Here is a 26144-nt window from a genome sequence, read left to right on the forward strand (position 1 = left end):
GTCAGCCCGCGGCGACGCCGTGGGCGGGTGCCACCCGTCCGGCGCGGCGCATCGAGGCCGCGGACGCCAGCACCGCCACCGCGACGACGCCCGCAGCGAGCCCTGCCAGCTCGCCCGCCGGCACCGCCGACACCGGCATGTCCATGTCCATGGCCTGCAGGCCGAGCGCCCCGTAGAGCGCGCCGAACGCGACACCGAGCACCGCCCCCACGGCCCCGGCCAGCGCCGCCTCCGCGGCGACCGTGCGCCGCGCCCCGGACCGGGTCAGGCCCAGCGTCCGCTGCAGCGCGATCTCGCGGGTCCGCTCGGCGACCGACAGCGCGAGCGTGACGCCGACCCCGACCACCGCGACGACGAGCGTCACCCCGACCAGGCCCGCTCCCACGGCACGCACGGTCCCGAACACCTCCTCGGTCTCGGCGCGCACGTCGGCCGCCCAGATCACCGTCGCCCCGGTGCCGCCCGTGGCCTCGGCGACCGCGGTGCGCACCGCCTCCGGGGCGGCACCCGGCGCGCCGTCGACGAGCACGTCGGTGCCGTCGGTGCGAACCTGCAGCTCCGGCCGCTCGGCGAGCTGCCGGGCCGCCACGGGGTCCCGGCCGTCGTCGCCGGGCACCACCTGTACCTCGGCCGGGAAGTTGCGCTCGATCGAGGCACGAGCGTCGGCCGACGCGCCGTCGATACCGACCAGCAGCGCGGCCGTGAGCCCGACACCGAGCGCGAGCACCGTCGTCGTCGCCGCGGTGCGGCGTGACACGCGGCGGGCGTTCGCGACGGCCAGCCGGGCCGGGCCGGACCGCCCGGCGAGCGGACGTACCGCGGCGGCGGCGCCCGCGACCAGGAACGGGCCCGCTGCCACCAGCGCGGCGAACAGCATCAGCCCGCTCAGCGCGACCAGTGCCAGCGCGCCGAGGGAGTCTCCCGTGGACAGGCCAAGCACCGCGACACCCGCGGCGAGCACGACGAGCACCGCCACCGCGGGCAGCCGGCGCGCGGCGCGCGGCGCGTGCGCCTCGGTACTGGCCGCGGCGCCCAGGGCCACCACCGGCGGCACCCGGCCGGCCGTGAGTGCGGGCGGCACCGCCGCCACCACGGTCGCGGCGACCGCCAGCAGCACGCACCCGGCCAGCTGTGACCACGGCAGCACGAGCCCCGGTACCTCCGTGCCGGACGCCCGCAGCACGGCCAGCGTCGCGGAGGCGCCCCCGGCGGCGAGTGCGGTCCCGGCGAGGCCCGCGACGAGCCCGGTCACCGCGGCCTCGGCCAGCACCGAGCGGACCAGCTGCCCGCGCCCGGCCCCGACGCAGCGCAGCAACGCCAGCTCCCGGGTCCGGCGGCCAAGCACGATCCGGAACGTCGAACCGACCACGATCACGGCTGCGACCAGGGCGATCCCGACGAACACCGACAGCCCGGCGAGTACGGCGGTCACCGACGCGGAGGCGGCATCGCTCTCCGCGGCCCGCGCCTCGTCGCCGGTGAGGACCGCGGCGTCGCCCGCCGCGGCGTCCAGCGCGGCCCGGTCCGGGGTGCCCGCGACGTCGATCCTGGACAGTCCGAGATCGGCACCGAGCGCGGTGGCGTCGACCGGGGTGAGCAGGACGGTGTCCGTCGCCTCCGTGCCGAGCGGCGCGATCCCGCCGACGGTGAACGCCCGGTCCCCGACCGTGATCGGGGCACCGGGGACGAGCCCCGCCCGGTCCGCGGTCGTGGTGCCCAGCAGCACCTCGCCCGGGCCGGGCACGTGCCCGCGCACCGGCGCGGGCCGCACCGACATCGGGCCGGGGCCAGGGTCGGTGCCGACCCGCCACCGCGCCGTCGTCGCCCCGGTGGTCACCGGCAACGCCCCCTCGTACACCGGCACGACACCGGTGACCCCGGGCACGCCCGCGATCCGGTCGACGAACGCCGCCGCCCCCTTGTCGGGCTCGGCGGGCCGGTCGACGACGAACGCCGCCGCGGGCGGGGTCTGCACCGCGTCGCCCAGCAGCGCGTCCCGCATGGTCCCGGTGAACAGCACCGACGCGGCCGCGAACACCGTCGCGACCAGCACCGCGAGCCCGGTGAGCAGGGCCTGGCGTGGACTGCGGCGGATCCCGGCGACGGCCGCGCGGGTCGCCGGGTTCCCGATCGCCGTCACGACCCCACCGCCGCGGACCGGCGGCGCGGCCACGGTGCCGGACCGGTCCGGGGGATCGGCCCGGTCGGCCCGGCCGGCGCCGACAGCCCGCCGAGCGCGGTGAGGACGGCGTCCGGTGTCGGGTCGTCGATGCGTCCGGCCGCGTCGCCGTCCCGCAGCAGCAGCACCTGGTCCGACACCGACGCGGCGAGCGGATCGTGGGTGACCATGACGACGGTCTGCCCGTACTCGTCGACGCACCCGCGCAGCAGGCCCAGCAGCTCCCGCCCGGACGTGGCGTCCAGCGCGCCGGTCGGCTCGTCGGCCACGACGAGCTCGGGGCGTCCGAGCAGGGCCCGCGCGACCGCGACGCGCTGCCGCTGCCCGCCGGACAGCTCCGCGGGCAGGTGCCGCAGCCGGTCGCCGATCCCGAGCCGCTCCACCAGCTCCGCCCGCCACCCGCGCTCCGGGCGACGACCGGCCAGCGACGCCGCGAGATCGATGTTCTCCCCGGCGGTGAGGTGCGGCAGCAGGTTGCCGTCCTGGAAGACGAACCCGATCCGGTCCCGCCGCACGGCGGTGAGGGCGGCGTCGCCGAGCGCACCGAGGTCGGTGTCGCCCAGCAGGACCTGCCCGGCGCTCGGCCGGTCGAGGCCGGCGAGGCAGTGCAGCAGCGTGGACTTGCCGGACCCCGACGGGCCCATCACCGCGGTGAAGCGGCCCGCCGGGAGCCACATCGTGATCCCGTCCAGGGCCCGGACGGCGCCGCGGCCCTCGCCGTAGGCGCGGACCAGGCCGATGGCCGCGGCGGCGGCCCGTGGGGCCGTCACCGCTGCTCACCCCACTCCTGCAGGAACGGCAGCGCCGCGACGGTCAGCAGCATCAGGAACAGGACGACGCCGCCGATCACGGCGGCGGTGTTCATCAGGACGTCGAGCATGGTCACGACGGTGCCGTGCGGGAGGGGTCCGGCGCGTCGGACCACGGGACGGTCTCCGGTCGTCCGCGCGTCGTACTTCCGGCCGAGGGCGGGCCGGCGATCTCCGCCCTAGGGTGAGCGCCATGTCCGGACCGACCGCCGTCATCCCGCGGGACGGGGCGCCCGCGGCCCGGCCCGGTGCCCGGTCCGGGACGCTGCTGTTCACGTGCGAGGCGTTCGCCTACCTGTTCTGGCTCGGGATCGACGTGCTCGCCTCCCCCGGCCTGTCGGACCCCGGGACCTTCGCGTACTCCGGCCCGGTCGCCGGCGCGCTGGTGGCCGCCGTCGCCCTCTCCCGGTACCGCTGGTCGCGGAGTGCTGCGGCGGCGGTCGCGATGGTGCTCTCCGCCCTGCTCTCGCTGGCGGCGGTGGTCACCGGTGGGCCCCCGGAGGTGTCGCTGGCCGAGCTCTTCGCGCTGGCGGTCGTCACCGTCTCGACGGTCCGCGTCGCCGCGGGCGGGGTGGCCGTCCTGACCGCCGCCGGTGCGTTCCTGGTGATCGTCGGCATGCCGGCCCTGCGGTTCGCCACGGACGGTGTCGACTGGAACATGAGCGTGGCGGTCACCGGGCTGGGCTGGGCGAGCACGGTCGCGGTCGCCGCCGTGCTGCGCGAGGTCCGGGTACGGCGCGAGGCCCGGCTGGCCGAGGCCCGCACCGGGGAACGGCTGGAACTGGCCCGCGAGCTGCACGACGTCGTCGCGCACCACGTCACCGGCATCGTGGTGGCCGCGCAGGCCGCCGTCACGGTCGCCAGGACCCGCCCCGAGGAGGCCGGCCCGGCGCTGGAGTCGATCGAACGGGCCGGCGCCGAGGCACTGGCCGGGATGCGGCGCATGGTGGGGCTGCTGCGCGGCGGCGAGGACGCCGGCCGCACCGTCGCCCACGGCCCGTCCGACGTGGACGAGCTCGTCGACCGGTTCGACCCGGACCGCACGCGCACCGTGCTGGAACGCGACGCCGCGCTCGGCGCGCTGCCCCCGGGCGTCGGCGCGACCGCGTACCGGGTGGTGCAGGAGACGCTGACCAACGTGCACCGGCACACGCCGGACGCGACGTCGGTCCGGGTCGCGCTGCTGAGACGGAACGGGTCGCTGGAGGTGACCGTCCGCAACGACGGCGGCGCCCCCGACCGCACGCAGCAGGCGCTCGGACGCGGCGGTTTCGGGCTGGCCGGGATGGCGGAGCGGGTCGGGGCGCTGGGCGGGACGCTGCGGGTCGGGCCGGACGGACCCGGGGCGTGGACCGTGCTGGTCGAGCTGCCGCTGGACGGTGCGCGGTGAGCATCGGCGTCGTCCTGGCCGACGACCAGGAGATGGTGCGCACCGGGTTCCGGCTGATCCTCTCCGCGGAGAGCGACATCGAGGTGCTGGGGGAGGCCGGGACCGGTGACGACGCCGTCGCGGTCGCCCGAGAGCTGCGCCCGGACGTGGTCCTGATGGACATCCGGATGCCCGGCATCGATGGCATCGCGGCCACCCGGACGCTCGCCGCGGACCCGGCACCGCCGCGCATCGTCGTGGTGACGACGTTCGACCTGGACGAGTACGTCTACGGTGCGCTGCGGTCCGGTGCGTGCGGGTTCCTGCTGAAGGACGCCGGGCCGCGCCTGCTCGTGGAGGCGGTGCGGGCGGCAGCGGCCGGGGACGCGCTGGTGTCGCCGTCGGTCACGGTGCGCCTGCTGGAGCAGCTCACCGAGCCCCCGCCGCCCCGCGCGGAGCCGGCGGTCGCGCTGTCGGCGCGGGAGCTCGACGTCGTCCGGGCGGTCGCCCGCGGCCGGACCAACCACGAGATCGCGGGCGACCTGTTCGTCTCGCTGTCCACGGTGAAGACCCACCTGACCAACATCGGGTCCAAGCTGGACGCCCGGAACCGGGTCGAGATCGCCGCGTGGGCCTGGGAGAACCGGCTGGTCGGCTGAGCCCCGCTCACCCGGCGGCGTGGACCCGCGGGAGCAGCCCGCGCTGCGCGGGGATCCGGACGCCGGGCGTGACGTCGCCGAGCGCTTCGGGGAACGCGACCGGCGCGTGCGGCAGCGGGTAGTCCTCGGGCAGCGCCGCCGGCGCCTCGCGCGCCGTGCGACCGGCCGCCCGGTCGCGTTCGGACGCGCGGGCGTCGAGGAGTTCGAACAGCGGCTGGGCCGCCATCACGAGCAGGACTGCGAGGACGGGGGCAACGGCCAGGATCGTCAGCACCATGGCTCCACAGTGCTCCCGTCGCGCCGTCCCCGGCATCGGCCGGAGGTACGGTTCTCGCAGGTCGGGAGTCGGACCACGGGAGGAGGCCCGGCTCCCCGCTCAGCCGCGCGGCACGTCCTCGGCGGGGGTCGTCGCGGGATCCCAGGAGTCCTCGGGGGAACCCCAGCCGTTCTGCTTGAGCATCTTCTTCGCGGCCTTCTGGTTCCGGCCCATCAGCCGGTCCAGGTACAGGTGGCCGTCGAGGTGGTCCGTCTCGTGCTGCAGGCAGCGGGCGAAGAAGCCCCGGCCCTCGACGTCGACCGGCTCGCCGTCGAGGTCGGTGCCGGTGACCCGGGCCCAGTCGGCGCGACCGGTCGGGTAGCTCTCCCCGGGCACCGACAGGCAGCCTTCCTCGTCGTCGTCCGGGTCGGGCATGACCTGCGGGCGCTCGCTGGTCTCCAGCACCGGGTTGACGACGAGCCCGCGCCGCATCGTGCGCGTCTCCTCGTCCGGGCAGTCGTAGACGAACAGCCGCAGGTCCACCCCGACCTGGTTCGCGGCGAGGCCGACCCCGTTCGCGGCGGCCATCGTCTCGAACATGTCGTCGACGAGCGTCCGGATCCCGTCGTCCACCTGCTCGACGGGCCGGGTGGGCCGGTGCAGGACGGGGTCGCCGACCATGCGGATGCGCAGAACCGTCACCGTCGCAGGGTACGGTCCGGCGATCTCCCCTCCGCGCCTGCTCCCGCCGTGGACCCGACCGGGGGGTTTCCGCGCCGCGGGGCGCGTCGTGACCGGTCGGCGTCGGTGCCGTGTGGTTCAATCCGGACCGCGAATGACAGACGTGTCATTCGTGCCGGTGGCGCCTCTCCAGAGCCGTCGCCGACCGAGTTCGTCAGCCGCTCGAGGAGCGTGATGGAGTCCGCTGGGTCCCTGCCGGAAAGCCGCGGAGCGCACCGCCGCCCCGCCGCCCCCTCCCGCGACCTCGACCGCCGCGAGCGCGAGATCCTCGCGTTCGAGGGCCAGTGGTGGAAGTACGCGGGAGCCAAGGAGCAGGCGATCCGCGAGCTCTTCGACATGTCCGCCACCCGCTACTACCAGGTGCTGAACGCGCTGGTCGACAAGCCCGAGGCACTGGCTGTCGACCCGCTGCTGGTCAAGCGCCTGCGCCGGCTGCGCTCCAGCCGGCAGCGCACCCGCGCCGCCCGTCGTCTCGGCCTCGAGCCCTGAGCCGGCGGCGCAGACGACAGCCGTGATCGACACTGACCGGAGGTCACCATGACCGCACCCGCGTCCGGCGGGCAGTCGCCGCTGAAGATCGCCGGAATCGCACTGATCGGTGTCGGTGTGGTCGCCGGGGTGGTCGGCCTGTTCGGCCTCGGCGGAGGTGGCGAGGAGAACCCTCAGGCCGCCCCGCCGCCGTCGGCGAGCGCCGAACCCGCCCCGGGCGGCGACGGCGCCGCACCCGCACCCGGTGAGGAGGGCGGCGCACCGGCCCCCGGCCAGGACGGCGCTGCACCCGGCGCCGGAGCACCGGGCACCCCCGGCGGGCCCGGAGCCCCCGGCGCGCCCGGCGGCACGTCGCCGCTCACCCCGGGCGCTCCCGGCACGCCGGGTTCCCCCGGCTACGACGGGCCCGGCCCGGCCGTCGCCCCGCCACCCGCCGCGGCCGGTGGCGCCGGCGGCGCCGGTGGTGGTGGCGCCGCGGCCGGCGAGGGATCGTCCGCCGCGGCCCGGCCCGCCGTGCGGATCTACAACAACTCCACGATCCGCGGGCTCGCCGAGAAGGCCGCCGGCCAGTTCCGGACCAACGGCTGGGACGTCGCCCAGGTCCAGAACTACTCCGAGGGCGTCATCCCGACGACGACGGTCTACTACCGGCAGGGCACGGGCGAGAAGGCCGCCGCGGAGGAGATCGCGCAGAAGTTCGGTATGCGTACCGAGCCCCGCTTCGACGGCATCCAGGACGCGACGCCCGGCGTGATCGTGATCGTCACCCGGGACTTCTCGGCCGCCTGACACCGGCTTTCCGCTCCCCAGCACGGACGGTCCCGGACGAGTCGCTCGTCCGGGACCGTCGTGTGTGGTCAGCCGCTGCGGCGCTCGGCGTAGGCCTCCAGGTCGGCGACCTGCGCGGGGTCCAGCGACGGCCGGACGGTCTCCCGTGCGGTCGCGACGTGCGCCGCCGTCACCTCGCCGGCCTCCAGCGACTCCCGCATCGCGGTGAGCGCCGCCTCGCGCAGCAGCGCCGCGCAGTCCGCGGCCGAGTAGCCGTCCAGGTCGGACGCGAGCGCGTCCAGGTCCACGTCGTCGGCCAGCGGGACGTCCCGGCCGGACGCGCGCAGGATGTCGGCCCGCGCCTCGGCGTCCGGGGGCGGGACGAACACCAGCCGCTCCAGCCGGCCCGGGCGCAGCAGTGCCGGGTCGATCAGCTCCGGGCGGTTCGTCGCCCCCACGACGACGACCTCCCGCAGCGGCGTCGCCCCGTCCAGCTCGGTGAGCAACGCCGCCACCACCCGGTCGGCGACGCCCGCGTCGGTGGACCCGCCACGGCGCGGCGCGAGCGCGTCCACCTCGTCCAGGAAGATCAGCGCCGGAGCAGCCTCCGCGGCCCGCCGGAACAGCTCCCGGACCGCCCGCTCGGACTCGCCGACGTACTTGTCGAGCAGCTCGGCGCCCTTCACCGCGAACACGTTGAGATCCCCGGACCCGGCCAGCGCCCGCAGCAGGAAGGTCTTCCCGCCACCGGGCGGACCGTAGAGGAGCACACCGCGCGGGGCCTCGACACCGAGCCGGGCGAACGAGTCCGGGTGCCGCAGCGGCCAGAGGACCGCCTCGGTCAGGGACCGCTTCACCTCGGTCATGTCGCCGACGTCGTCGAGGGTCAGACCCCCCGCGCTCAGCGTACCGCCGTCGGAGAGCGAGATCGGCCGGACCGAGCCGACGGCGTCGAGCAGGTCCTGCTGGCGGACCTCCTCCGCGTCGTCCGCGCCGCCGTGCAGGGCGGCCGCGATGGCGGCCTCCCGCCGGACGGCCGCCAGGTCGGCCACCACGAACCCGGGGGTCCGCGCCGCGATCACGCCCAGGTCGACGTCACCCGCCCGCGGCACCCCGGACAGCAGCCGTTCCAGCAGCGCCCGCCGCGTCGCCGTGTCCGGGAGCGCGACGGCGAGCTCGCGGTCGACGAGGTCCGGGGCGCGCAGCCGAGGGTCGAGCCCCTCCGGCTCCGCGCTGGTGACGACGAGCGCGGGCCCGCCGGGCCGGGTCGCCGCCCGCAGCTCGTCGAGTACCAGCGTGGCCAGCGGCGGTGGTGACGAGGCGGGCAGCAGGGCGTGTGCGTCGTGCACCAGCAGGACCGCGGGATCGTCCGGGGTGCTGCGGGCGTCGGCGATCGCGGCGCGGACCCGCTCGGCCGCGGCCGCGGGCTCGACGGCGGCGACGGCGGGCCCGACGAGCTCGACGCAGCGGGCCCCGGCGGCCGCGGCGGCGCTGCGCACCAGCGTGGCCTTGCCCGAGCCCTCCGGGCCGGAGACGAGCACCCCGAGCCGGGCGTCCCCGCCGAGCCGGGTGAGCAGCTCGGGGCGGCGGAACATCAGCTCCAGCCAGTCCAGCAGCCGCCGCGCGACCGCCTCGTTCGCCGCGAGGTCGTCGATCGACGGCGTCGGGTCGGTGTCCAGGGCGGCACCGTCCCGGGCCGCTGTGTCCGGGGCGGCACCGTCCCGGGCCGCTGTGTCCGCGCCGGCACCGCCGTCGCGGGCGCCACGGTCGCCCGTCCCGCCTGCCGGTCCGCCGGGGGAGCCCACGAACCCGCCGGCGGGCCCGGCCGCGCCCGGCCCGCCGGACCGCCCGGTCGCGGTGGGCCCACCGGCCGTCGTCAGGGCGGGACGGCCGACGGCGGCGCCCGGTGCCGGCGAGACGGTCACGGTGCCGGTGTCGGCGCCGCCCTCCCAGCCGACGACGGTCGACGGCACGACGACGACCGGTCCCCCGTCCGGGCCGGCGACGGCCACGGTGAGCAGCTCCGAGGTCCACGCCCCGCCGACGGCGGCGGCCAGCGCGCGGCGCACCGACCCGACGTCGGACCCGGGCGGCGGCTCGATGTCCTGCGGCAGCAACGACACCGCGTCGCCACGGACCACGACCTTCCCCATCAGCGCCAGCCGCAGCGTCGCCGGGCTCACCGTGGCGGTCGCGAGCCGCGAGCCGAGCAGCCGCACCTCCCGGGCCGCGGTCACCGTGGCCGGGGCGACGACGACCTGGGCCCCGTCGGTGAGTCCGGCGTTGGACAGCGTCACGTCGTCGAGCCGGGCCTGGCCGTGCGGGCATGCGGCGTCACCGGCGACGGCCAGCGCAGCCGTCACCCGGGACCCCGTGAGCGTCACCGCGTCCCAGGAGCGGAGGCCGAGCCCGGCCAGCACCTCGGGGTGCAGCCGGATCACCCCGCGCCGGGCGTCGGTGGCCGCGGGGGCCAGGCGGGCGACCAGGGTCAGCGAGGGATCTCCCACGCCGCCACGCTATCCCGTCGGCGGGCACCGGCCGGCGGGAGCGGGGTCAGCGGCGGCGCAGGCCGAGACGGCGGCCGGAGCCGCGCGGGGCCGGGGCCACCCCCGGGCCGCGGGCGGCGGCGCGGCGGTCGGTGCCGTTCTCCCGGCGGGCGGCACCCTCCGGGTCCAGCCGGCGGCGCACGCCGCGGGCGACCGCCCCGGCCCGCCCGGCGACCCGGCGGCGCAGCGGCGGGCGCAGACCGAGCTGGCGGGCGGAACGCGCCGCCCGGGCGACGGCGCGGCGCTGGCGGACCGGGACGTCCCACGCCTCGGGGTGGCGGGCCAGCCAGCGGTAGCGGTAGGCCGTGTAGGGCAGCAGCAGGAGATAGCCGAGGCCGGCGATCGTGATGCCCAGGAACGGCACCGTGAGCAGCACGGCGACGATCACCGTCACCCCGACCAGCAGCGGGGCGATCGCCCGCGGTGGCACCCTGACCGTCTTCAGCGAGACGGTCGGGATCCGGCTCACCATGAGCCCGGCGGTGACCAGCGCCCAGCCCGCGACCAGCGGCTCGGCCGACCACCAGCCGTCGCCGAAGTGGAGCCAGAGGTAGAGGGGGATCCCGGCGGTCATCGCGGCGGCCGGGGCCGGGACGCCGACGAAGAACTCCCGGGCGAACGGCGGGGCGCTGTCGTCGTCGATCAGGGTGTTGAACCGGGCCAGCCGCAGCGCCATGCAGACCGCGAACACCAGGGCGACGATCCACCCGGCCCGGGTGTCCTCGAACGCCCAGATGTAGATCACCAGCGCCGGGGCGACACCGAACGACACCAGGTCGGCCAGCGAGTCGAGCTCGGCACCGATCCGGCTGGACGCGTCGAGCAGCCGGGCCAGCCCGCCGTCCAGCGCGTCGCACAGGGCGGCCGCGAGCACGGCGCCGATGGCCAGGTCGAACCGGTTCCCCAGCGCGAAGTAGACGGCCGAGAGGCCCGCGCACAGGTTGAGGACGGTGACCGCGTTGGGCAGGAGCCGGACCCCGGCGGGATACCCGTTGGCCGGACGCCCGATCCCCATCTCAGCCCTCCACCGGCACGTACCCCAGCACCGTCTCGGCGCCGACGGTGCGCTGGCCGGGCCGGACGAGCGGCTCGGTCCCCGGCGGCAGGTAGGTGTCCACCCGCGACCCGAACCGGATCAGGCCGAAGCGCTCGCCGGCCGCGACCTCCTCGCCCCCGGTCAGCGGGCAGACGATCCGGCGGGCCAGCAGGCCGGCGATCTGCACGACCCCGACCCCGGTGCCGTCGGCCCGGACGAAGGTGATCGCGTTGCGCTCGTTGCCCTCGCTGGCCTTGTCCAGGTCAGCGGAGAGGAACTTCCCCGGCAGGTACGTGACGGCGGCGACGCGCCCGTTCACCGGCACCCACTGGACGTGGACGTCGAGCACGGTCAGGAAGACCGACACCCGGGTGTGCGGCTCGCGCGGCAGGTCCAGCTCCGCGGGCGGGACGACCTCGGCGACGGTCGCGACCGTGCCGTCCGCCGGGGCGAGCACGGCGTCGGTGCGCAGCGGCGGGGTCCGTGCCGGCTCCCGGAAGAACAGCGCCGTGGCCGCGGTCGCCAGCAGCCCGGGGAGCGCTCCCCGGCCGCTGAGCGCGCGGACACCGGCGGCGGCGAGGGCGACCCCCGCGACGACCGGACGCCCGCCGGGGTGCATCGGCGGGATCGCGTCCCGGACCAGTCGGGCGATGTGGGTCGGCGAGGTGCCGGTTCCTTCGGCCATGGCGGGTCGTCGGCTCCTGGTGCTCCGGTTGGGGATCGCCACGCTACGCGGGCACCGGACGTGCACGACCGGCGGGACGACCGGACACGCCGGGACGACCCCCTACCGTTCCGCGGGCCGGGCGCCTGGCACCATCGACCGCTCGACGACGCGCGCGGTGCAGCGCGCGGGACGGCGGGCAGCAGGCCATGGGCCTCGCCACCGACCCCGGACAGTAAAAGGGCCGGGGCCGCCGTCCCCCGAGACGACGACCCCGGCCTTGGAACCGCTCGTCCGCTCCCCAGCGACGGGCGGTGGGTCCTGTGCTACGAAGGGTCTACCCCTCCGTGAGCAAAAGTATTCCTCGCCGACGACCGGCCGTCCAGATCACGATGGATGTCGACTGTGATCTACCTCGTTCGGTCGAACGTGCATCCCGTAAGACGTTGCGCCGGGTGAGATCGTTGCCCCGACTGCCTGTGAGACAGGTCACACTTATGGCGCAGTGAGGGCGACATGCGGGTGGTGGCGGTGTCGCAATGCGCATCCGGACCGGACGCGGACAGGACCGTTCGGCGCGCGGAGGGGTCGCCCGGCTACCCGTCGAGCAGCCACACCGCGACCGGTTCGCCGCCACCCACCGATTCGACGTCCGCGGGGAGATCGATCAGACAGTCGGCCCGTGCGAGTGCGGCGATGAGGTGCGATCCGGACGCACCGACCTCGGAGACGGTGCCGGACGCCGCGTCGAGCAGCCCGCGCCGGAACTGCCGGCGCCCGGGGATGGAGGACATCGGCTCCGCCAGGCGGGCGGTGACCACCGGACGCGCCGGCTGCGGATGGCCGGCCGCGGCCCGCAGCGCGGGCCGGACGAACGCCTCGAACGACACCATCGAGCTGACCGGGTTGCCCGGCAGCGTCGCCACCGCGACCGTCACCCCGCCCAGCTCGAGCCGGCCGCAGCCCTGCGGGCCGCCGGGCTGCATCGCGACCTTGCCGAACTCGACGCCGTGCCCGGTCATCGCGTCCTTGACGACCTCGTAGGCGCCTGCGCTGACCCCGCCCGAGGTCAGGACGAGATCGACGCCGCCGTTCACCCGCTCCGCGAGGACGGAACGGAACCTCTCGACGTCGTCGGGCACGAAGGACAGCAGCTCGGCGGTCGCACCGGCCTCCCGCACCGCGACGGCGAGCATCGTCCCGTTGGACTCGTAGATCTGGCCGGGAGCGAGGGGCTCACCGGGGGCGACCAGCTCGGAGCCGGTCGAGAGCACCAGCACGTGCGGGCGCCTGTGTACCTCGAGCACGGGGCGCCCGACCGCGGCGGCCAGGCCGATCTGCGGGGCGCCGAGCACCGTGCCGGCGTGCAGCAGCACGGCACCGGCGACGGTGTCCTCGCCCGCCCGGCGCACGAAGGCACCCGCCTCCGGGGCCGCCGAGACCCGCACCCGCTCGGTGCCCGCGTCGGTCCGCTCGACCGGGACGATCGCGTCCGCACCCTCCGGCACCGGGGCGCCGGTCATGATCCGCGCGACGGTGCCGGGCGCCAGCGGCGGGACGTCGACGCGACCGGCGGGGATGTCCGCGGCGACCGGGAACACGAGGGGGGCGTCGTCCGACGCCCCGGCCAGCTCGGCGGCCCGCACCGCGTAGCCGTCCATCGCCGAGTTGTCGAACGGCGGCAGCGCCACGCCCGCGGTCACGTCCGCGGCCAGCACCCGGCCGCTCGCCTCCGCGAGCGGCACCGTCTCCGTCCCGGTCGGGGGCAGCAGCGCCGCCACCGCCGCCGCGTGCTCCTCGACGCTGCGTGGACCGGCCTCGGACCAGGTGCTCATGGACCCATCCTGCCTCCGCCCGCGAGCGGCCCGCACACCGCCGCCGCGCGCTTGCACTCCCCACGGGCGAGTGCTAGAAACGGGCACAGCATCCACTGGCACTCGTGTCCGTGGAGTGCCAGGTCGGGTCGGCGAGTCCGGCGCAGGGTAGCCGGGCGTCCGTCGCGGGCGCCGCATCCGATCACTCGACTCTGTCTATCGGAGGGCAACACCCCCATGGCGAAGCAGATCGCGTTCGACGAGGAGGCCCGCCGCGGCCTCGAGCGAGGGATGAACACCCTCGCGGACGCCGTCAAGGTGACGCTCGGCCCGCGCGGCCGCAACGTCGTCCTGGAGAAGAAGTGGGGCGCGCCCACCATCACCAACGATGGTGTGTCGATCGCCAAGGAGATCGAGCTCGAGGGCTCCTGGGAGAAGATCGGCGCCGAGCTGGTGAAGGAGGTCGCCAAGAAGACCGACGACATCGCCGGCGACGGCACCACCACCGCCACCGTGCTGGCCCAGGCGCTGGTCCGTGAGGGCCTGCGCAACGTGGCCGCCGGCGCGAACCCGATGTCGCTCAAGCGCGGCATCGAGAAGGCCACCGAGGCCGTCTCCCAGGCGCTGCTGAAGAGCGCCAAGGAGGTCGAGACCAAGGAGCAGATCGCGGCCACCGCGTCGATCTCCGCCGCCGACAAGCAGATCGGCGAGCTCATCGCCGAGGCGATGGACAAGGTCGGCAAGGAAGGCGTCATCACGGTCGAGGAGTCGCAGACCTTCGGGCTCGAGCTCGAGCTCACCGAGGGCATGCGCTTCGACAAGGGCTACATCTCGCCCTACTTCGTGACCGACGCCGAGCGGATGGAGGTCGAGCTCGAGGACCCGTACATCCTCCTCGTCTCGTCCAAGATCTCCACGGTCAAGGACCTGCTGCCGCTGCTCGAGAAGATCATGCAGTCGGGCAAGCCGCTGGCGATCATCTCGGAGGACGTCGAGGGCGAGGCCCTGGCCACCCTGGTCGTCAACAAGATCCGTGGCACCTTCAAGTCCGTCGCCGTCAAGGCCCCGGGCTTCGGTGACCGTCGTGAGGCCATGCTCGCCGACATCGCGATCCTGACCGGCGGCGAGGTCATCTCGGAGAAGGTCGGCCTCAAGCTCGACAACGCCGACGTCTCCCTGCTGGGCACCGCCCGCAAGGTCGTCGTCACCAAGGACGAGACCACCATCGTCGACGGTGCCGGTGACAACGAGCAGATCGCCGGCCGGGTCAACCAGATCCGCGCCGAGATCGAGCGCACCGACTCCGACTACGACCGCGAGAAGCTCCAGGAGCGTCTCGCCAAGCTGGCCGGCGGCGTCGCCGTCATCAAGGCCGGCGCGGCGACCGAGGTCGAGCTCAAGGAGCGCAAGCACCGCATCGAGGACGCCGTCCGCAACGCGAAGGCGGCCGTCGAGGAGGGCATCGTCGCCGGCGGCGGCGTCGCCCTGATCCAGGCCGGTGCCGGCCTGTTCGAGGGTCTCGGCCTGGACGGTGACGAGGCCACCGGCGCGAACATCGTCAAGGTCGCGCTGGAGGCCCCGCTCAAGCAGATCGCCGTCAACGCCGGCCTCGAGGGCGGCGTCGTGGCGGAGAAGGTCCGTAACCTGCCGACCGGTGAGGGCCTCGACGCCGCCACCGGTGAGTACAAGGACCTCGTCGCCGCGGGCATCATCGACCCGGCGAAGGTGACCCGCTCGGCGCTGCAGAACGCGGCCTCGATCGCGGCCCTGTTCCTCACCACCGAGGCGGTCATCGCCGACAAGCCGGAGAAGGGCGGCGGCGCCCCCGCCGACCCGACCGGCGGCATGGGCGGCATGGACTTCTGAGTCCACCCCACCCAGCACGTCCCGCGGGGGCGGTACCGGTTCGCCGGTGCCGCCCCCGCGGCGCGTCGTGGCCGGGTCAGGAGGTCCGCAGGGTCACCGCCGGGTACTGCGCATTGCCCTGCATGTCGAAGCGCATCGCGCGGTTCGGGTCGATCTCGTAGGTCTGGCCGTGCGGAGCTTCGTCGAAGGTGAAGGTGATCCTGCTGGCGACGTTCGGCGACGTCGGGAACACCTCGTGCTCGCGCGGGCCGATCACGCGCTGGTACCCCGCCTTGGGTCCCCCCGTCACCGTCATCGTCACCGGATAGTCGCGCGTCTGGATCACGAGCGGGGTCGGGTCCTGCGCCGTGGACGGGTCCGCGGCCGGCGCCACGATCCCGGGGGCGGGTTCGGCGAGCGAGGCGACGGCGGCGGTCGCGGCACCCAGGCCGATGCCGACGCACGCGAGGACGGCGCAGGCACCCGAGGTGATTCGGCGGCTCATCGTGGTCATCTCGTTCTCCTCGATCCTTGACTCACTGGTCGTCTCACCGGTTGCTCGACGACTGCCGTGGACTGTGCCGGTCCGTGGTCGTCCGGCGCCTCGGACCACGGGACGGCATTGGCGAACGGATGTCTCGTACTTTCGGCGGAGCCGACACCGGGGCCTCTCGACCACCACAACGACGCCGCACCCGGTCACCCACCCATCCCCCCTCGACGCCGAGTACGACCCCGAGGGCCAACTCGAGCGGCCGGCGATCACCGTTTGCGGCGGCGCTCACGGTTGCGGCAGCGCTCACCGTTTGGGGCGGCGCTCACTGGTTGCGGCAGCGCTCACCCGATCGCATGAGCGAACCCGTATCCGGTGAGCGTCCGGGGCCCGGGAGCGGCTGCGTTGGCGGGCGGGGTGGGCGGGTCAGGTCAGGGTGGCTGCCGTGGTGTGGGCGCGGGTGCGCAGGGCTGCGCGCAGCTCCGGGGGGTCCAGCACCTCGATCCCGGGCAGGAGCGGCCACAGCACCGACTCGGCGTGCCACAGGTCGCCGAACGCCGCCTCCACCTCACAGGTGCGGCCGTCGTCCCGGACCGTCTCCACAGCCATCGCGGACAGCGCCGGACGGCGGTCCACCGGGAGCCGCAGCCGGACCCGCAGGCCCGGGTGCCGGGCGCGGAAGTCCTCCCTGCGGCGCAGCCACAGCTCCTCCAGGTCGACGCCGTCGGGCCGCCGGGCGGGCTCGGGCAGCGGTGTGGCCGCCTCGATCCGGGAGACCCGGTAGGTGCGGTCCTCGCCGTCGCGGATCGCGAGCAGGTACCAGCGTCCCGAGGCCTGGACCAGCCCGACGGGCTCGACGGTCCGCTCGGTCGCCTCGACCGGCGCGGCCCCGCGCGGTCCGCCGCCGGCGCGGTAGCGGATCAGCAGCCGGGTGCCCTCGAACACGGCCTGCTGGACGGCGCCGAGCGCGGGGTACTCCTCGGGGTGCTGCGGGTCGCGGAGCAGCCCGCCGTGGCGGACGAGCACCCGTCCGGCGGCCCCGGTGGCCTGCGTGCGGGCCTGCTCGGGCATCGCGGCCACGATCTTGCGCATCGCCGACGAGAAATCCGGTCCGAGACCGAGTGCCCCGGAGGTGACCGCCGATCCCGACGTCAGCAGGGCCACCGCCTCGCCCGGCGTCAGGCCGGTCAGGTCGGTCGAGAAGCCGGGGAGCAGCGCGAACCCGCCGTGCCGTCCGCGCTCGGCGTAGACCGGGATCCCGGCGCCGGAGAGCGCCTCGACGTCCCGCAGCACCGTCCGCTCCGAGACCTCCAGCTCGACCGCGATCGCGGCGGCCGTCATCCGGCCGCGGTGGCGCAGCAGGAGCACCAGGGAGAGCAACCGGTCCGCGCGCACGGGTTCGAGAATGGCAGAGAATCACGACAGGAGATGTCGTGATTCGTGGGCAGGCTGCCTGCCATGACCACATCGACGGATGTCCTCGCCACCGATCCCCGCGCCGCCCACCTCGCCGCCCTCGACTGGGTGTCGGGGCTCGCCGCCGCCGTCCCCGAGGACCGCATGGCCGGCCCGACCCCGTGCGACGAGTTCGACGTGCGCACGCTGCTCGCGCACCTCGTGACGACCGTGCGCCGCCCCGCCGCGATTGCCGCCGGGACCGATCCGCTGGCGGCGCCCCTGGTCAGCGAGGACGTGCTGGACGCACCCGCGGAGGCCTACGTCGCCGAGGCGGCCGCGTTGCACGGCGCGTGGTCCGGGGCGGACGCCGTGGAGCTGCTGGACCGGACGGTCCGGATGCCCTTCGGCGAGGTCCCGGTCCGGGTCGCGCTGTGGGTGTACGTGAACGAGACGCTCGTCCACGGCTGGGACCTCGCCGTCGCGACCGGGCAGCCGGTGGAGGCGGATCCCGCACTCGCGACGACGGCGCTCGAGGTGGCACGGCGGTTCCTGCCTGCCGAGCCGCGGGGCGGGCCGGTCCCGTTCGGGCCGGTCGTCACCCCGGCACCCGGCGCCGGGCCGACCGAGCAGCTCGCCAACTGGGCGGGCCGGCGTCGCTGATCCGAGCGGGTGCAGCGCCCCCTCGCGCGCCACACCCGCCTTGCGACCACGGACCCGCGGCCGCGGGTCAGCCGGCCGGCGCGATGATCCAGACGGCCAGGTAGACGAGTGCGGCCGCGCCGCCGGTGAACAGGGTCAGCACCAGCACGAGGATGCGGAGCAGGGCTGCGTCGATGCCCAGGTCGGCGGCCAGGCCGCCGCAGACGCCGCCGAGCATCTTGTCGGTGGTGCTGCGGCGCATCCGGTACGAGCCGAGGCGGTCGGCGAGCCCCGGGGCGGGAGTGCCCTGCGGTGCGCCGCCGGCGAGCGGGAGCTGGGGCGTGGCCGGGACCGTCGTCGTGGGCTCGCCCGCCGGGTCCGCCTGCGGGGTGGTGGAGGTGGCGTTCTGCGCTGTGGTGTCCATGCGTCCAGCGTGTCGGGCGGGCCCGTCGCCGGACTCGGGATCGCCCCGGAGAACCACCCCGAACCGCACCGGGGGTGGTTCGGGGTCAGCCGTCCTCGCCCCGGGGCCGCTCCGCGGGGCCACGCTGCCGCGGCGGGCCCGGCGGCGGCGCGGGCGGGGCACCGGGACGGTCCGGCGGGTCCGGCACCTGCCGGTCCCGCATGCGGACGACGCGGCCCAGCAGGAACGCGACGCCCAGCCCGACGAGCGCCCACAGCACCAGGCCGGCGAGGATCCACAGGGCGGTCGTCATGCGTCCCCTCCCGTCCCGGGCCGTCGGGGCGCGCACCAGTCTGCCCGCCGCGCACCCCCCGAGGGGGATCATCGCTGGATCAGGTGACGGCGGACGGCCCGGTCGCCCCGGGGCTACCCGGCGTCGGGCAGCGCGGGCCCGAGGAGGTCGTCGGCGTCGACGATCCGGTAGGCGTAGCCCTGCTCGGCGAGGAACCGCTGCCGGTGCGCGGCGTAGTCGGTGTCCACGGTGTCGCGCGAGACCACCGAGTAGAAGTGCGCCTGACGGCCGTCGGCCTTGGGGCGCAGCAGCCGACCGAGCCGCTGTGCCTCCTCCTGGCGGGACCCGAAGGTCCCGCTGACCTGCACCGCGATCGTCGCCTCGGGCAGGTCGATCGAGAAGTTCGCGACCTTCGAGACGACGAGACGGTCGAGCTCGCCCCGGCGGAACAGGTCGAACAGCCGCTCCCGCTCCTTGTTCCGGGTGGAGCCCTGGATGACCGGGGCGTCGAGCTTCTCCCCGAGCGCCTCCAGCTGCTCCAGGTAGGCCCCGATGACCAGGGTCTGCTCGCCCTTGTGCCGGTCGAGGACCGCCTGCACGACGTTCAGCTTCGTGTGCGCGGTCGACGCCGTCCGGTAGCGCTCCTCGGCGTCGGCCGTGGCGTACGCCATGCGTTCGGCGTCGGTGAGGGTCACCCGCACCTCGACGCACTCGGCCGGGGCGATCCAGCCCTGGGCCTCGATGTCCCGCCAGGGGGCGTCGAAGCGCTTGGGCCCGATCAGCGAGAAGACGTCGCCCTCCCGGCCGTCCTCGCGGACCAGGGTGGCGGTCAGGCCGAGCCGGCGCCAGGACTGGAGGTCGGCCGTCATCCGGAACACGGGGGCGGGGAGCAGGTGCACCTCGTCGTAGACGACCAGGCCCCAGTCCCGGGAGTCGAACAGCTCCAGGTGCTTGTACTCGCCCTTGGTCCGGCGGGTGACGACCTGGTACGTGGCGATGGTGACCGGGCGGATCTCCTTGCGCTCGCCCGAGTACTCGCCGATCTCCTCCTCGGTCAGCGACGTCCGCGCGATCAGCTCGCGCTTCCACTGCCTGCCGGAGACGGTGTTGGTCACCAGGATCAGCGTGGTGGCGCCGGCCTTGGCCATCGCGGCCGCGCCGACCAGCGTCTTGCCGGCACCGCAGGGGAGCACGACGACGCCGGAGCCGCCGTCCCAGAAGCCGTCGACGGCCTGCTGCTGGTAGTCGCGCAGCGACCAGCCGTCCTGCTCCAGCTCGATCGGGTGAGCCTCGCCGTCGACGTAGCCCGCGAGGTCCTCGGCGGGCCAGCCGACCTTGAGCAGTGCCTGCTTCAGCCGCCCGCGCTCCGACGGGTGGACGACGACGGTGTCGTCGTCGATCCGCGCGCCGAGCATCGGGGAGATCTTCTTCTGCCGGAGGATCTCCTCCAGCACCGCGCGGTCGAACGCGGTCAGCACCAGACCGTGGGCCGGGTGGTTCGACAGCTGCAGCCGCCCGTAGCGGCCCATCGTGTCGACCACGTCCACGAGCAGCGGCTGCGGCACCGGGTACCGGGACCACCGGACCAGCGCGTCGACGACCTGCTCGGCGTCGTGCCCGGCCGCGCGCGCGTTCCACAGGGCGAGCGGGGTGACCCGGTAGGTGTGGACGTGCTCGGGGGCGCGCTCGAGCTCCGCGAAGGGCGCGATCGAGGCCCGCGCCTGCTCTGCGTCGGAGTGGTCGACCTCCAACAGGAGTGTCTTGTCGGATTGCACGATCAGTGGACCGTCGGTCACGGAGCGAATCCTTTCGACGCCGGATTGCCGAGCTTCACGGGTCCGCCGGGCGACGAACGGAGACGAGCGGTCGACGTGTGTCACATCACGTGACCGGGGAGCAACCGTCGCTACGCCACTCGGGACAGGGGCGCTCCGGGGGCTAGACTCCTGAGCCGTCCGTCACGCACAGACGAGACCCAGCGCGATCATATCCGCCCGACTCCCCCGGGACGCGGCAACCGCCGCCCCGTGTCGGACCGGTAGTGGTCGAGCGGGTCCCGTCGTGACCCGAAAGGCGCACCGGACCACCTGATGCTCCCCCTCCTCGACGCCACACGGCCGGGTCTCCCGCCCGCCGACCGCCGGGAACACCCGGGAGCGTCACCCGTGCCCGGACCGGAGACCGACAGGGAGACCTCGCCGTGACCACCGTGACCAGCGCGGAACGCCCGAGCACCCTCTCGGAGCGACTCGACCCGCGGAACTGGAGCCTCGTCGCCAAGCTGGCGGTCGTGGGCCTGGTCCCGACCGTGCTCGCCCTGAGCATCGGCGCCATCCGGGTCGTCGACCAGGCCAACGTGGCCGAGGAACTGGGCCGCGGCAGCGGCCTGGTCGACGTGCACCGTCAGATCGAGACGCTGACGGGGGCGCTGCAGGCCGAGCGCGACACCGCTGTCACCTTCCTCGCCGGGAACCGGCTGGGTGACCGGGCCGCCGTCGACTCCGCGCAGGCCGCGACCGACGACGCGCTGCGCACCACGACCGACCAGCTCGACGCCGCCGAGGAGCAGGCCCCGCAGCTGGCCACCGCCCGCCGGCAGGCCGAGACGACGCTGGGGCAGCTGCCCGTCATCCGGTCCCAGGTCGCGGACGGGCCGACGCCGGCCACCGACGTCAGCACCCGCTACACCTCGGTCGTCCAGCGGACGCTCGGCCTGGACCGGGCACTCGTCGGGCGGCTGCAGACCGCGGAGACCGCCGGTCTGACCACCGCACTCGGCTCCGGCGCCGACGCCCGGGAGGCGGTCGAGCTCGAGCGCACCGTGATCAACGGCGCGATCGCGGGCGGCCAGCTCGACGAGGCCCAGCGGGCCCAGGTGACCGGCGCCGAGGCGGCGTTCCAGTCCGCCGCGGGCGACTTCGCTTCGTCGCTGACCCCCGAGCAGACGGAGACCTTCGGCGACTTCGCCGCGGACCCGGCCAACGCGGAGCGCAACGCCCTGCGCGACCAGGCCCTCGCCGCGCCCCCCGGTGCGGCGCTGCCGATCGACCCGGCCGCCTGGAACGCGGCGGTCGACCGCTCGGCGCAGGCGGTCGATCGGTCGACGCAGGCCGCCGAGCAGGCGTTCGTGGACGGCCGGGCCGCCGCCGCCGAGGAGGCCGGCAACACCGCGGGCCTGAACTCGGTGCTGCTGATGCTGACCCTGCTGCTGACTGGTGGCATCATCCTGCTGCTCGGCAGGCAGATGGTCCGCTCGCTGCGCCTGCTGCGCAGCTCGGCGCTGGAGGTCGCGGAGCGCAGGCTGCCCGCGGCGGTCCAGTCGATGCAGGCTGGCCAGGCCCCGAACGCACTGGTCGAGCCGGTGCCGCTGGACAGCCGGGACGAGATCGGCGAGGTGGCGCGCGCGTTCGACGCGGTGCACGGCCAGGCGATCCGTCTCGCCGCCGACCAGGCCGCGCTGCAGCAGAACGTCAACAGCATGTTCGTCAACCTGTCCCGGCGCTCGCAGGCGCTGGTCGAGCGTCAGCTGCAGCTGATCGAGCAGCTGGAGAGCAACGAGCAGGACCCGGACCAGCTGTCCAACCTGTTCCAGCTCGACCACCTCGCGACCCGTATGCGACGCAACAGCGAGAACCTGCTGGTGCTCGCGGGCACCGACCTCGCCAAGCGGAACGTCGCACCCGTCCAGGTGGTCGACGTGCTGCGGGCCGCGGTGTCCGAGGTCGAGCAGTACCAGCGGGTCGTCGTGCAGACCCCGCCGAACGCGACGATCGCCGGCCGCGCCGCGAACGACCTCGTCCACCTGCTGGCCGAGCTGCTGGACAACGCGACCAACTTCTCCCCGCCGGACTCGCAGGTCGTCATGTCCACGACCCGCACGGCGGACGAGTCGCTGCTGGTCGAGATCTCCGACCGCGGTGTCGGCATGACGGACTCCGAGCTCGTCGACGCGAACCAGCGGCTGTCCGGCCCGGCCGAGGTCGATGTCTCGGCCTCCCGCCGGATGGGCCTGTTCGTGGTCGGCCGCCTGGCCGCGCGGCACCGGGTCGGGATCCGCCTGTCCGGTACCGCGGGCGGCGGCTCCGGCGGCCTGAGCGCCTCGGTGACGGTCCCGCCGCACCTGGTGCCCTCCGCCCAGCTGCCCGAGCAGCGCCGCGACGGCGGTCCGGCCGGCCCGGAGCGGGGCGCACCCCCGCTGCCCCCGGAGCCGCAGGCCCCCGCGCCGCCGGAGCCCCCCGCCGGTCCGTCCGGTGACGCCCCGGCACCCGCGGTCGCGATCAACGGATCCGGCCGGGGTGGCTCGCTGCCCTCGATGGTGGCCGGCTCCGACGGTCCGCTGACGCCCACCTTCGAGACCGGCGCCGCCGTGAGCGGTGGCGCCCGCAACGGCTCGTCGTCCGCGCTGCCGACCCGCAAGCCCGGGTCGTCCCTGCGTCGCAACGCGCCGTCCGAGGAGGCGCCCGACGGTCAGGGAACGGCGGCGAACGGGTCGGCCCCGGGCGGACTGCAGGCGTTCGCCCCGTCCCACGACGGCGCCGGCCGCGAGGAGCGCTCGCCCTCCGACGTCTTCACCCCCGCCACCGAGACCGGCGCCGGCACGACGCCGGAGCCCGGCCCGGCGCCGGGTGCCGGCGGTCCGCCGCGCGGCCCGGACGCCTTCCGGGGCGGCCGCGGGCCCGCCGGACGTGAGCCCGGCGACGACACCACCGGTGAGCTCTCCGGCGACGGCGACGGCGACGCCGGCGACGACGACCGGGCCCACCCGGGTGCCGGTACGGCCGCCGCGCTCGGGATCGCCGGGGCGGCCGCGGCCGGTGCGGCCGCACGCTCCGGCACCGGGGACGGGCGCCAGGGCCCGCCCGCCGAGCGGGACCTCGACGACACCGTCGTGATGGACGCGGCGACCGGGGACGGCCCGCCGCCCGCGGCCGACCGGACCGGCACGGCCGACGACGATCCCGGCGACGACGGGACGGAGGGACCCGGGACCTCGGCCCCGGAGGCGGACGCCACGGACGCCACCGAGCCCGAGGCCGACGACGACGCACCGCTCGGAGCCGACGCGGCCCTGGCCGCCGGTGCCGCGGACGCCGCCACCGGCACCACCGGTCCCCTCCCCTCCGGGACCGGACCGGCAGGGGCCACCGGGGCCGACCCGAGCGGTACCGACACGGACCCCGCGGACTCCGACGGCGGGACCGCCACCGGTGTCACCGGGGCGGCCGCCGTCGCGGGTGCCGCGGCGACCGGCGCCGCCGTCTCCGGCGCCGGTACGGCCGACCCCGACGGGCCGGACACCACCGACGACGCCGAGGACCCCGCCCGCGGGAGCGGCGCGGCCGAGGCCCTCTCGGCCCCGGACACCGCGACCGACGACACGGGCGACGACGACGCCACGGCCGACGACCGCGCGTCCGACGACGCCGCGACCGGGAGCCCGGCGACCGGCGACCGCACGACCGGCGCCGGCGCCACCGAGGACGGCGCCGAGGACGGTCCCGACGGCGGCGACACGGCCGAGGAGGACACCTCGACGGCCGCCATCCCGACCGTGCGGCCCGCCGGGCGCGAGCCGATGGGCGGCCCGCCCGCCTCCCGGACCAACGGCGCCGGACCCGGTGCCGGCGGGCGTCCGGTGATGCCGGGTGGCCGCGGACCGGGCGGCGCCCCGTCGCCGCTGCCGACCCGGCGGCCCGCCCCCGGTCCGCAGGGCCCCGCACTGCCGCAGCGTGCACAGGGCCAGGGCGCCGCCGGCACACCCGCCACGGGCGCTCCGGCCACCGCTCCGGGCGGCGCGAACGGGGCCGCGCAGCCGGGCGCCGCGCCCGCGCTCCCGAAGCGGCAGGTGCCCGCCCGTGACGCCACGGCCGGACCGGCACAGCCCGGTGCGACCGGCGGCGGCCAGGAGGAGCTCTTCGCACCGAAGGTGCCCGTCGAGGGCGACCGCGGGCAGCTCCGCCGTCCCGGTGCCGTCGAGTCGGCCCGAGGGCACGGCGACGAGTTCGACATGGGCCAGACCACGCCGATCTTCGACGACATCGCGTCGGCCTGGTTCCGGTCCAACCGCTCGGTGCCGGTCCGCTGGCAGGACGGCACGCCCGCCCAGGCGGGCGGCCCCGCCGCACAGTCCGGGCGGGCCACCGCCGCACCGGCCGAGCAACTCACCGCGGACCCCGCGGAGGCGGGGCCCGACCAGGGGTTCGCCTCTCCCGCCGACGACGCGTGGCGGCAGGCCCGCGAGGTCGGCGACGGGGACGAGGGTGACCGTCCGGACGATCTGACCACGGCCGGTCTGCCCAAGCGGCGCCCGCGCGCGCGCCTGCTCCCGGGCAGTGCGGCAGGATCCACCGTGCTCAGCCCCCCGCCGGCCGGGGAGCCGCGCGACGCCGAGAGCGTCCGCGGCCGACTGGCCAGCTACCAGCAGGGTGTGCGCCAGGGCCGGGAGAGCGCCTCCGGCGCCCGGCGCACGACCAGCACCGACGGCACCCCCGAGCCGTCCGGTGACCGACCGAACCCGTCCGACCCCGAGGAGAACCAGTGAGGGCACCGCAGGCACAGCCCAGTCAGAGCCGTTTCGGCTGGCTGGTCACCAACTTCGCCGAGCGCGTCCCTGGCGTCGCACACGCGATCGTGGTGTCGGCCGACGGGCTGCTGCTGACCGCGTCGGACCGGCTCCCCCGGGACCGCGCCGACCAGCTGGCCGCGGTCGCGTCCGGCCTCGTCAGCCTGACCCAGGGCGCGGCACGCTGCTTCGACGCCGGGGGCGTCGTGCAGACCGTCGTCGAGATGGACCGCGGGATCGTCCTGCTCATGTCCATCAGCGACGGCTCGTGCCTGGCCGTGCTCGCGTCGCCGAGCTGCGACATCGGCCTCGTCGGGTACGAGATGACGCTGCTGGTCGACCGGGTCGGCCAGCTGCTCACGCCGGAGCTCCGCGCGGAGCTCCAGGGATCCTTCGGGCCCTGAGCGACCAGCTCCACCGAGCAGGCAGCCGGAGACGATACCGTCATGCACCCCATCCGAGGATCGACCAGAGCGGGTGAGATCCGATGACCCAGAACCCGGGCGACTCGGGCCCCGAGCCCACGTTCGCGGACGTGATGAACGGGTTCAGCCTGGACTCGAGGCGCAAGCCGAAGAAGCGGCGGTGGGGTCGCAACCGGTCCGACGACGACCAGGGCGCACCCGCCACGGACGACCGGCAGCAGGTCCCGCCACCGGCTCCGGCCGAGATGACGGGTCCGATCGCCGGTTCGGCCGCCTACGGGCTCCCTCCGACCCGGGCCGAGGCGGAGGCCGCACACCAGCAGCCCCCACAACCCCCGACGACTCCCGCGGCAGCGGCGCCGCCCCCTCCGGCCGCGGGCGGGGCCGCCTTCGTGCGGCCCTACGCGTGGACGCGCGGCCGGACGAAGTCGGGCTACGAGCTGGCCGTCGAGACCCTGGTCTCGGTCAGCAACCGGGCCCGCAGCCAGCTGGAACGACTGCCGATGGAGCACCGCTCCGTCGCCGACCTCCTGCTCGAGCAGACCCGCTCGGTCGCGGAGGTCGCGGCGCTGCTGTCGCTCCCCCTGGGCGTGGCCCGGGTGCTGCTCGGGGACATGGCCTCGAGCGGCACGGTGACCGTTCACCAGACCGCGAGCACCCCCGGCGACATGCCGGACCTCGCGCTGATGGAAAGGGTGTTGAGTGGACTCCGTCGGCTCTAGGCCACAGCCGCCCCAACCCGCTGCCGGCCCGGCCC

22 protein-coding genes are annotated in these 26144 nt (G+C 75.7%); 9 read left to right on the forward strand and 13 right to left on the reverse strand.

Going from position 1 to position 26144, the window contains the following annotated elements:
- Position 1: 1 nt before the first annotated feature.
- Together Ae150APs1_RS14045 and Ae150APs1_RS14050 are read right to left on the reverse strand one after the other, a co-directional pair.
- Positions 2-2140, reverse strand: coding sequence for an FtsX-like permease family protein (locus Ae150APs1_RS14045; protein ID WP_139316907.1), 2139 nt, complete (start codon positions 2138-2140; stop codon positions 2-4).
- Entirely contained in the window at positions 2137-2949 is an 813-nt protein-coding gene (locus Ae150APs1_RS14050; protein ID WP_075298040.1) for an ABC transporter ATP-binding protein, read from the reverse strand. Before Ae150APs1_RS14050 ends, Ae150APs1_RS14045 begins: the two co-directional genes overlap by 4 nt.
- Before the next feature lie 232 nt (positions 2950-3181).
- Between Ae150APs1_RS14050 and Ae150APs1_RS14055 the strand changes: the two genes are divergently transcribed.
- Together Ae150APs1_RS14055 and Ae150APs1_RS14060 are read left to right on the forward strand one after the other, a co-directional pair.
- Entirely contained in the window at positions 3182-4378 is a 1197-nt protein-coding gene (locus Ae150APs1_RS14055) for a histidine kinase (RefSeq protein ID WP_139316908.1), read from the forward strand.
- The gene (locus Ae150APs1_RS14060; protein WP_010224077.1) at positions 4375-5016 is read left to right on the forward strand and encodes a response regulator transcription factor; all 642 of its coding nucleotides are present in this window, start codon (positions 4375-4377) and stop codon (positions 5014-5016) included. The genes Ae150APs1_RS14055 and Ae150APs1_RS14060 overlap by 4 nt, the downstream gene beginning before the upstream one ends.
- A gap of 7 nt (positions 5017-5023) precedes the next feature.
- Here Ae150APs1_RS14060 and Ae150APs1_RS14065 read toward each other — a convergent pair whose 3' ends face one another.
- Both Ae150APs1_RS14065 and Ae150APs1_RS14070 read right to left on the reverse strand, forming a co-directional pair.
- Complete coding sequence (locus tag Ae150APs1_RS14065; RefSeq protein ID WP_075298042.1) at positions 5024-5293, reverse strand: hypothetical protein; 270 nt, start codon at positions 5291-5293, stop codon at positions 5024-5026.
- 99 nt (positions 5294-5392) lie between these two features.
- Entirely contained in the window at positions 5393-5974 is a 582-nt protein-coding gene (locus tag Ae150APs1_RS14070; protein WP_075298044.1) for a peptide deformylase, read from the reverse strand.
- A 213-nt stretch (positions 5975-6187) separates the two neighbouring features.
- On the opposite strand from Ae150APs1_RS14070, the gene Ae150APs1_RS14075 reads away from it, so the two are divergent.
- Entirely contained in the window at positions 6188-6502 is a 315-nt protein-coding gene (locus tag Ae150APs1_RS14075; protein WP_010224083.1) for a DUF3263 domain-containing protein, read from the forward strand.
- 48 nt (positions 6503-6550) lie between these two features.
- Positions 6551-7291, forward strand: coding sequence for a LytR C-terminal domain-containing protein (locus Ae150APs1_RS14080; RefSeq protein ID WP_075298046.1), 741 nt, complete (start codon positions 6551-6553; stop codon positions 7289-7291).
- Positions 7292-7359: 68 nt separating this feature from the next.
- On the opposite strand, the gene Ae150APs1_RS14085 is transcribed toward Ae150APs1_RS14080, so the two are convergent.
- The 4 genes from Ae150APs1_RS14085 to glp form a co-directional block, all read right to left on the reverse strand.
- Entirely contained in the window at positions 7360-9777 is a 2418-nt protein-coding gene (locus tag Ae150APs1_RS14085; RefSeq protein ID WP_075298048.1) for an AAA family ATPase, read from the reverse strand.
- 46 nt (positions 9778-9823) lie between these two features.
- Positions 9824-10831 carry a CDP-diacylglycerol--serine O-phosphatidyltransferase gene (gene pssA / locus Ae150APs1_RS14090; RefSeq protein ID WP_060574679.1) on the reverse strand — a complete coding sequence of 336 codons (1008 nt, stop codon included), beginning with the start codon at positions 10829-10831 and terminating at the stop codon, positions 9824-9826.
- Between the two features lies 1 nt (position 10832).
- A complete protein-coding gene (locus Ae150APs1_RS14095) occupies positions 10833-11537 on the reverse strand; it encodes a phosphatidylserine decarboxylase (RefSeq protein WP_075298050.1) in 705 nt (234 codons plus the stop codon).
- A gap of 575 nt (positions 11538-12112) precedes the next feature.
- Positions 12113-13351, reverse strand: coding sequence for a gephyrin-like molybdotransferase Glp (gene glp / locus Ae150APs1_RS14100; protein ID WP_075298052.1), 1239 nt, complete (start codon positions 13349-13351; stop codon positions 12113-12115).
- 216 nt (positions 13352-13567) lie between these two features.
- On the opposite strand from glp, the gene groL reads away from it, so the two are divergent.
- A complete protein-coding gene (gene groL / locus Ae150APs1_RS14105; RefSeq protein ID WP_075298054.1) occupies positions 13568-15196 on the forward strand; it encodes a chaperonin GroEL in 1629 nt (542 codons plus the stop codon).
- Between the two features lie 76 nt (positions 15197-15272).
- Here groL and Ae150APs1_RS14110 read toward each other — a convergent pair whose 3' ends face one another.
- Both Ae150APs1_RS14110 and Ae150APs1_RS14115 read right to left on the reverse strand, forming a co-directional pair.
- Positions 15273-15689, reverse strand: coding sequence for a hypothetical protein (locus Ae150APs1_RS14110; RefSeq protein WP_075298056.1), 417 nt, complete (start codon positions 15687-15689; stop codon positions 15273-15275).
- Positions 15690-16094: 405 nt separating this feature from the next.
- Positions 16095-17063 carry a WYL domain-containing protein gene (locus Ae150APs1_RS14115; protein WP_075298058.1) on the reverse strand — a complete coding sequence of 323 codons (969 nt, stop codon included), beginning with the start codon at positions 17061-17063 and terminating at the stop codon, positions 16095-16097.
- Positions 17064-17126: 63 nt separating this feature from the next.
- Here Ae150APs1_RS14115 and Ae150APs1_RS14120 point away from each other — a divergent pair, with 63 nt between their 5' ends.
- Positions 17127-17726 (forward strand): TIGR03086 family metal-binding protein, encoded by a 600-nt coding sequence (locus tag Ae150APs1_RS14120; protein WP_060574674.1) that lies wholly within the window; start codon positions 17127-17129, stop codon positions 17724-17726.
- 67 nt (positions 17727-17793) lie between these two features.
- Here Ae150APs1_RS14120 and Ae150APs1_RS33600 read toward each other — a convergent pair whose 3' ends face one another.
- From Ae150APs1_RS33600 to Ae150APs1_RS14135, 3 genes are all read right to left on the reverse strand, one after another.
- A complete protein-coding gene (locus Ae150APs1_RS33600) occupies positions 17794-18129 on the reverse strand; it encodes a PspC domain-containing protein (protein ID WP_249266339.1) in 336 nt (111 codons plus the stop codon).
- 85 nt (positions 18130-18214) lie between these two features.
- Positions 18215-18421, reverse strand: coding sequence for a hypothetical protein (locus Ae150APs1_RS14130; protein ID WP_075298060.1), 207 nt, complete (start codon positions 18419-18421; stop codon positions 18215-18217).
- Between the two features lie 113 nt (positions 18422-18534).
- Complete coding sequence (locus Ae150APs1_RS14135; RefSeq protein WP_075298062.1) at positions 18535-20196, reverse strand: DNA repair helicase XPB; 1662 nt, start codon at positions 20194-20196, stop codon at positions 18535-18537.
- Positions 20197-20600: 404 nt separating this feature from the next.
- On the opposite strand from Ae150APs1_RS14135, the gene Ae150APs1_RS14140 reads away from it, so the two are divergent.
- The 3 genes from Ae150APs1_RS14140 (at position 20601) to Ae150APs1_RS14150 (ending at position 26109) form a co-directional block, all read left to right on the forward strand.
- A complete protein-coding gene (locus Ae150APs1_RS14140; RefSeq protein ID WP_075298064.1) occupies positions 20601-24941 on the forward strand; it encodes a nitrate- and nitrite sensing domain-containing protein in 4341 nt (1446 codons plus the stop codon).
- Positions 24938-25366: a roadblock/LC7 domain-containing protein gene (locus Ae150APs1_RS14145; RefSeq protein WP_010235343.1), complete on the forward strand. Its 429-nt coding sequence runs from the start codon at positions 24938-24940 to the stop codon at positions 25364-25366. The genes Ae150APs1_RS14140 and Ae150APs1_RS14145 overlap by 4 nt, the downstream gene beginning before the upstream one ends.
- 83 nt (positions 25367-25449) lie before the next feature.
- The gene (locus Ae150APs1_RS14150; protein WP_010235346.1) at positions 25450-26109 is read left to right on the forward strand and encodes a DUF742 domain-containing protein; all 660 of its coding nucleotides are present in this window, start codon (positions 25450-25452) and stop codon (positions 26107-26109) included.
- The last annotated feature ends 35 nt before the right edge of the window (positions 26110-26144 follow it).

This window comes from Pseudonocardia sp. Ae150A_Ps1, assembly GCF_001932315.1.
GTDB lineage: Bacteria > Actinomycetota > Actinomycetes > Mycobacteriales > Pseudonocardiaceae > Pseudonocardia.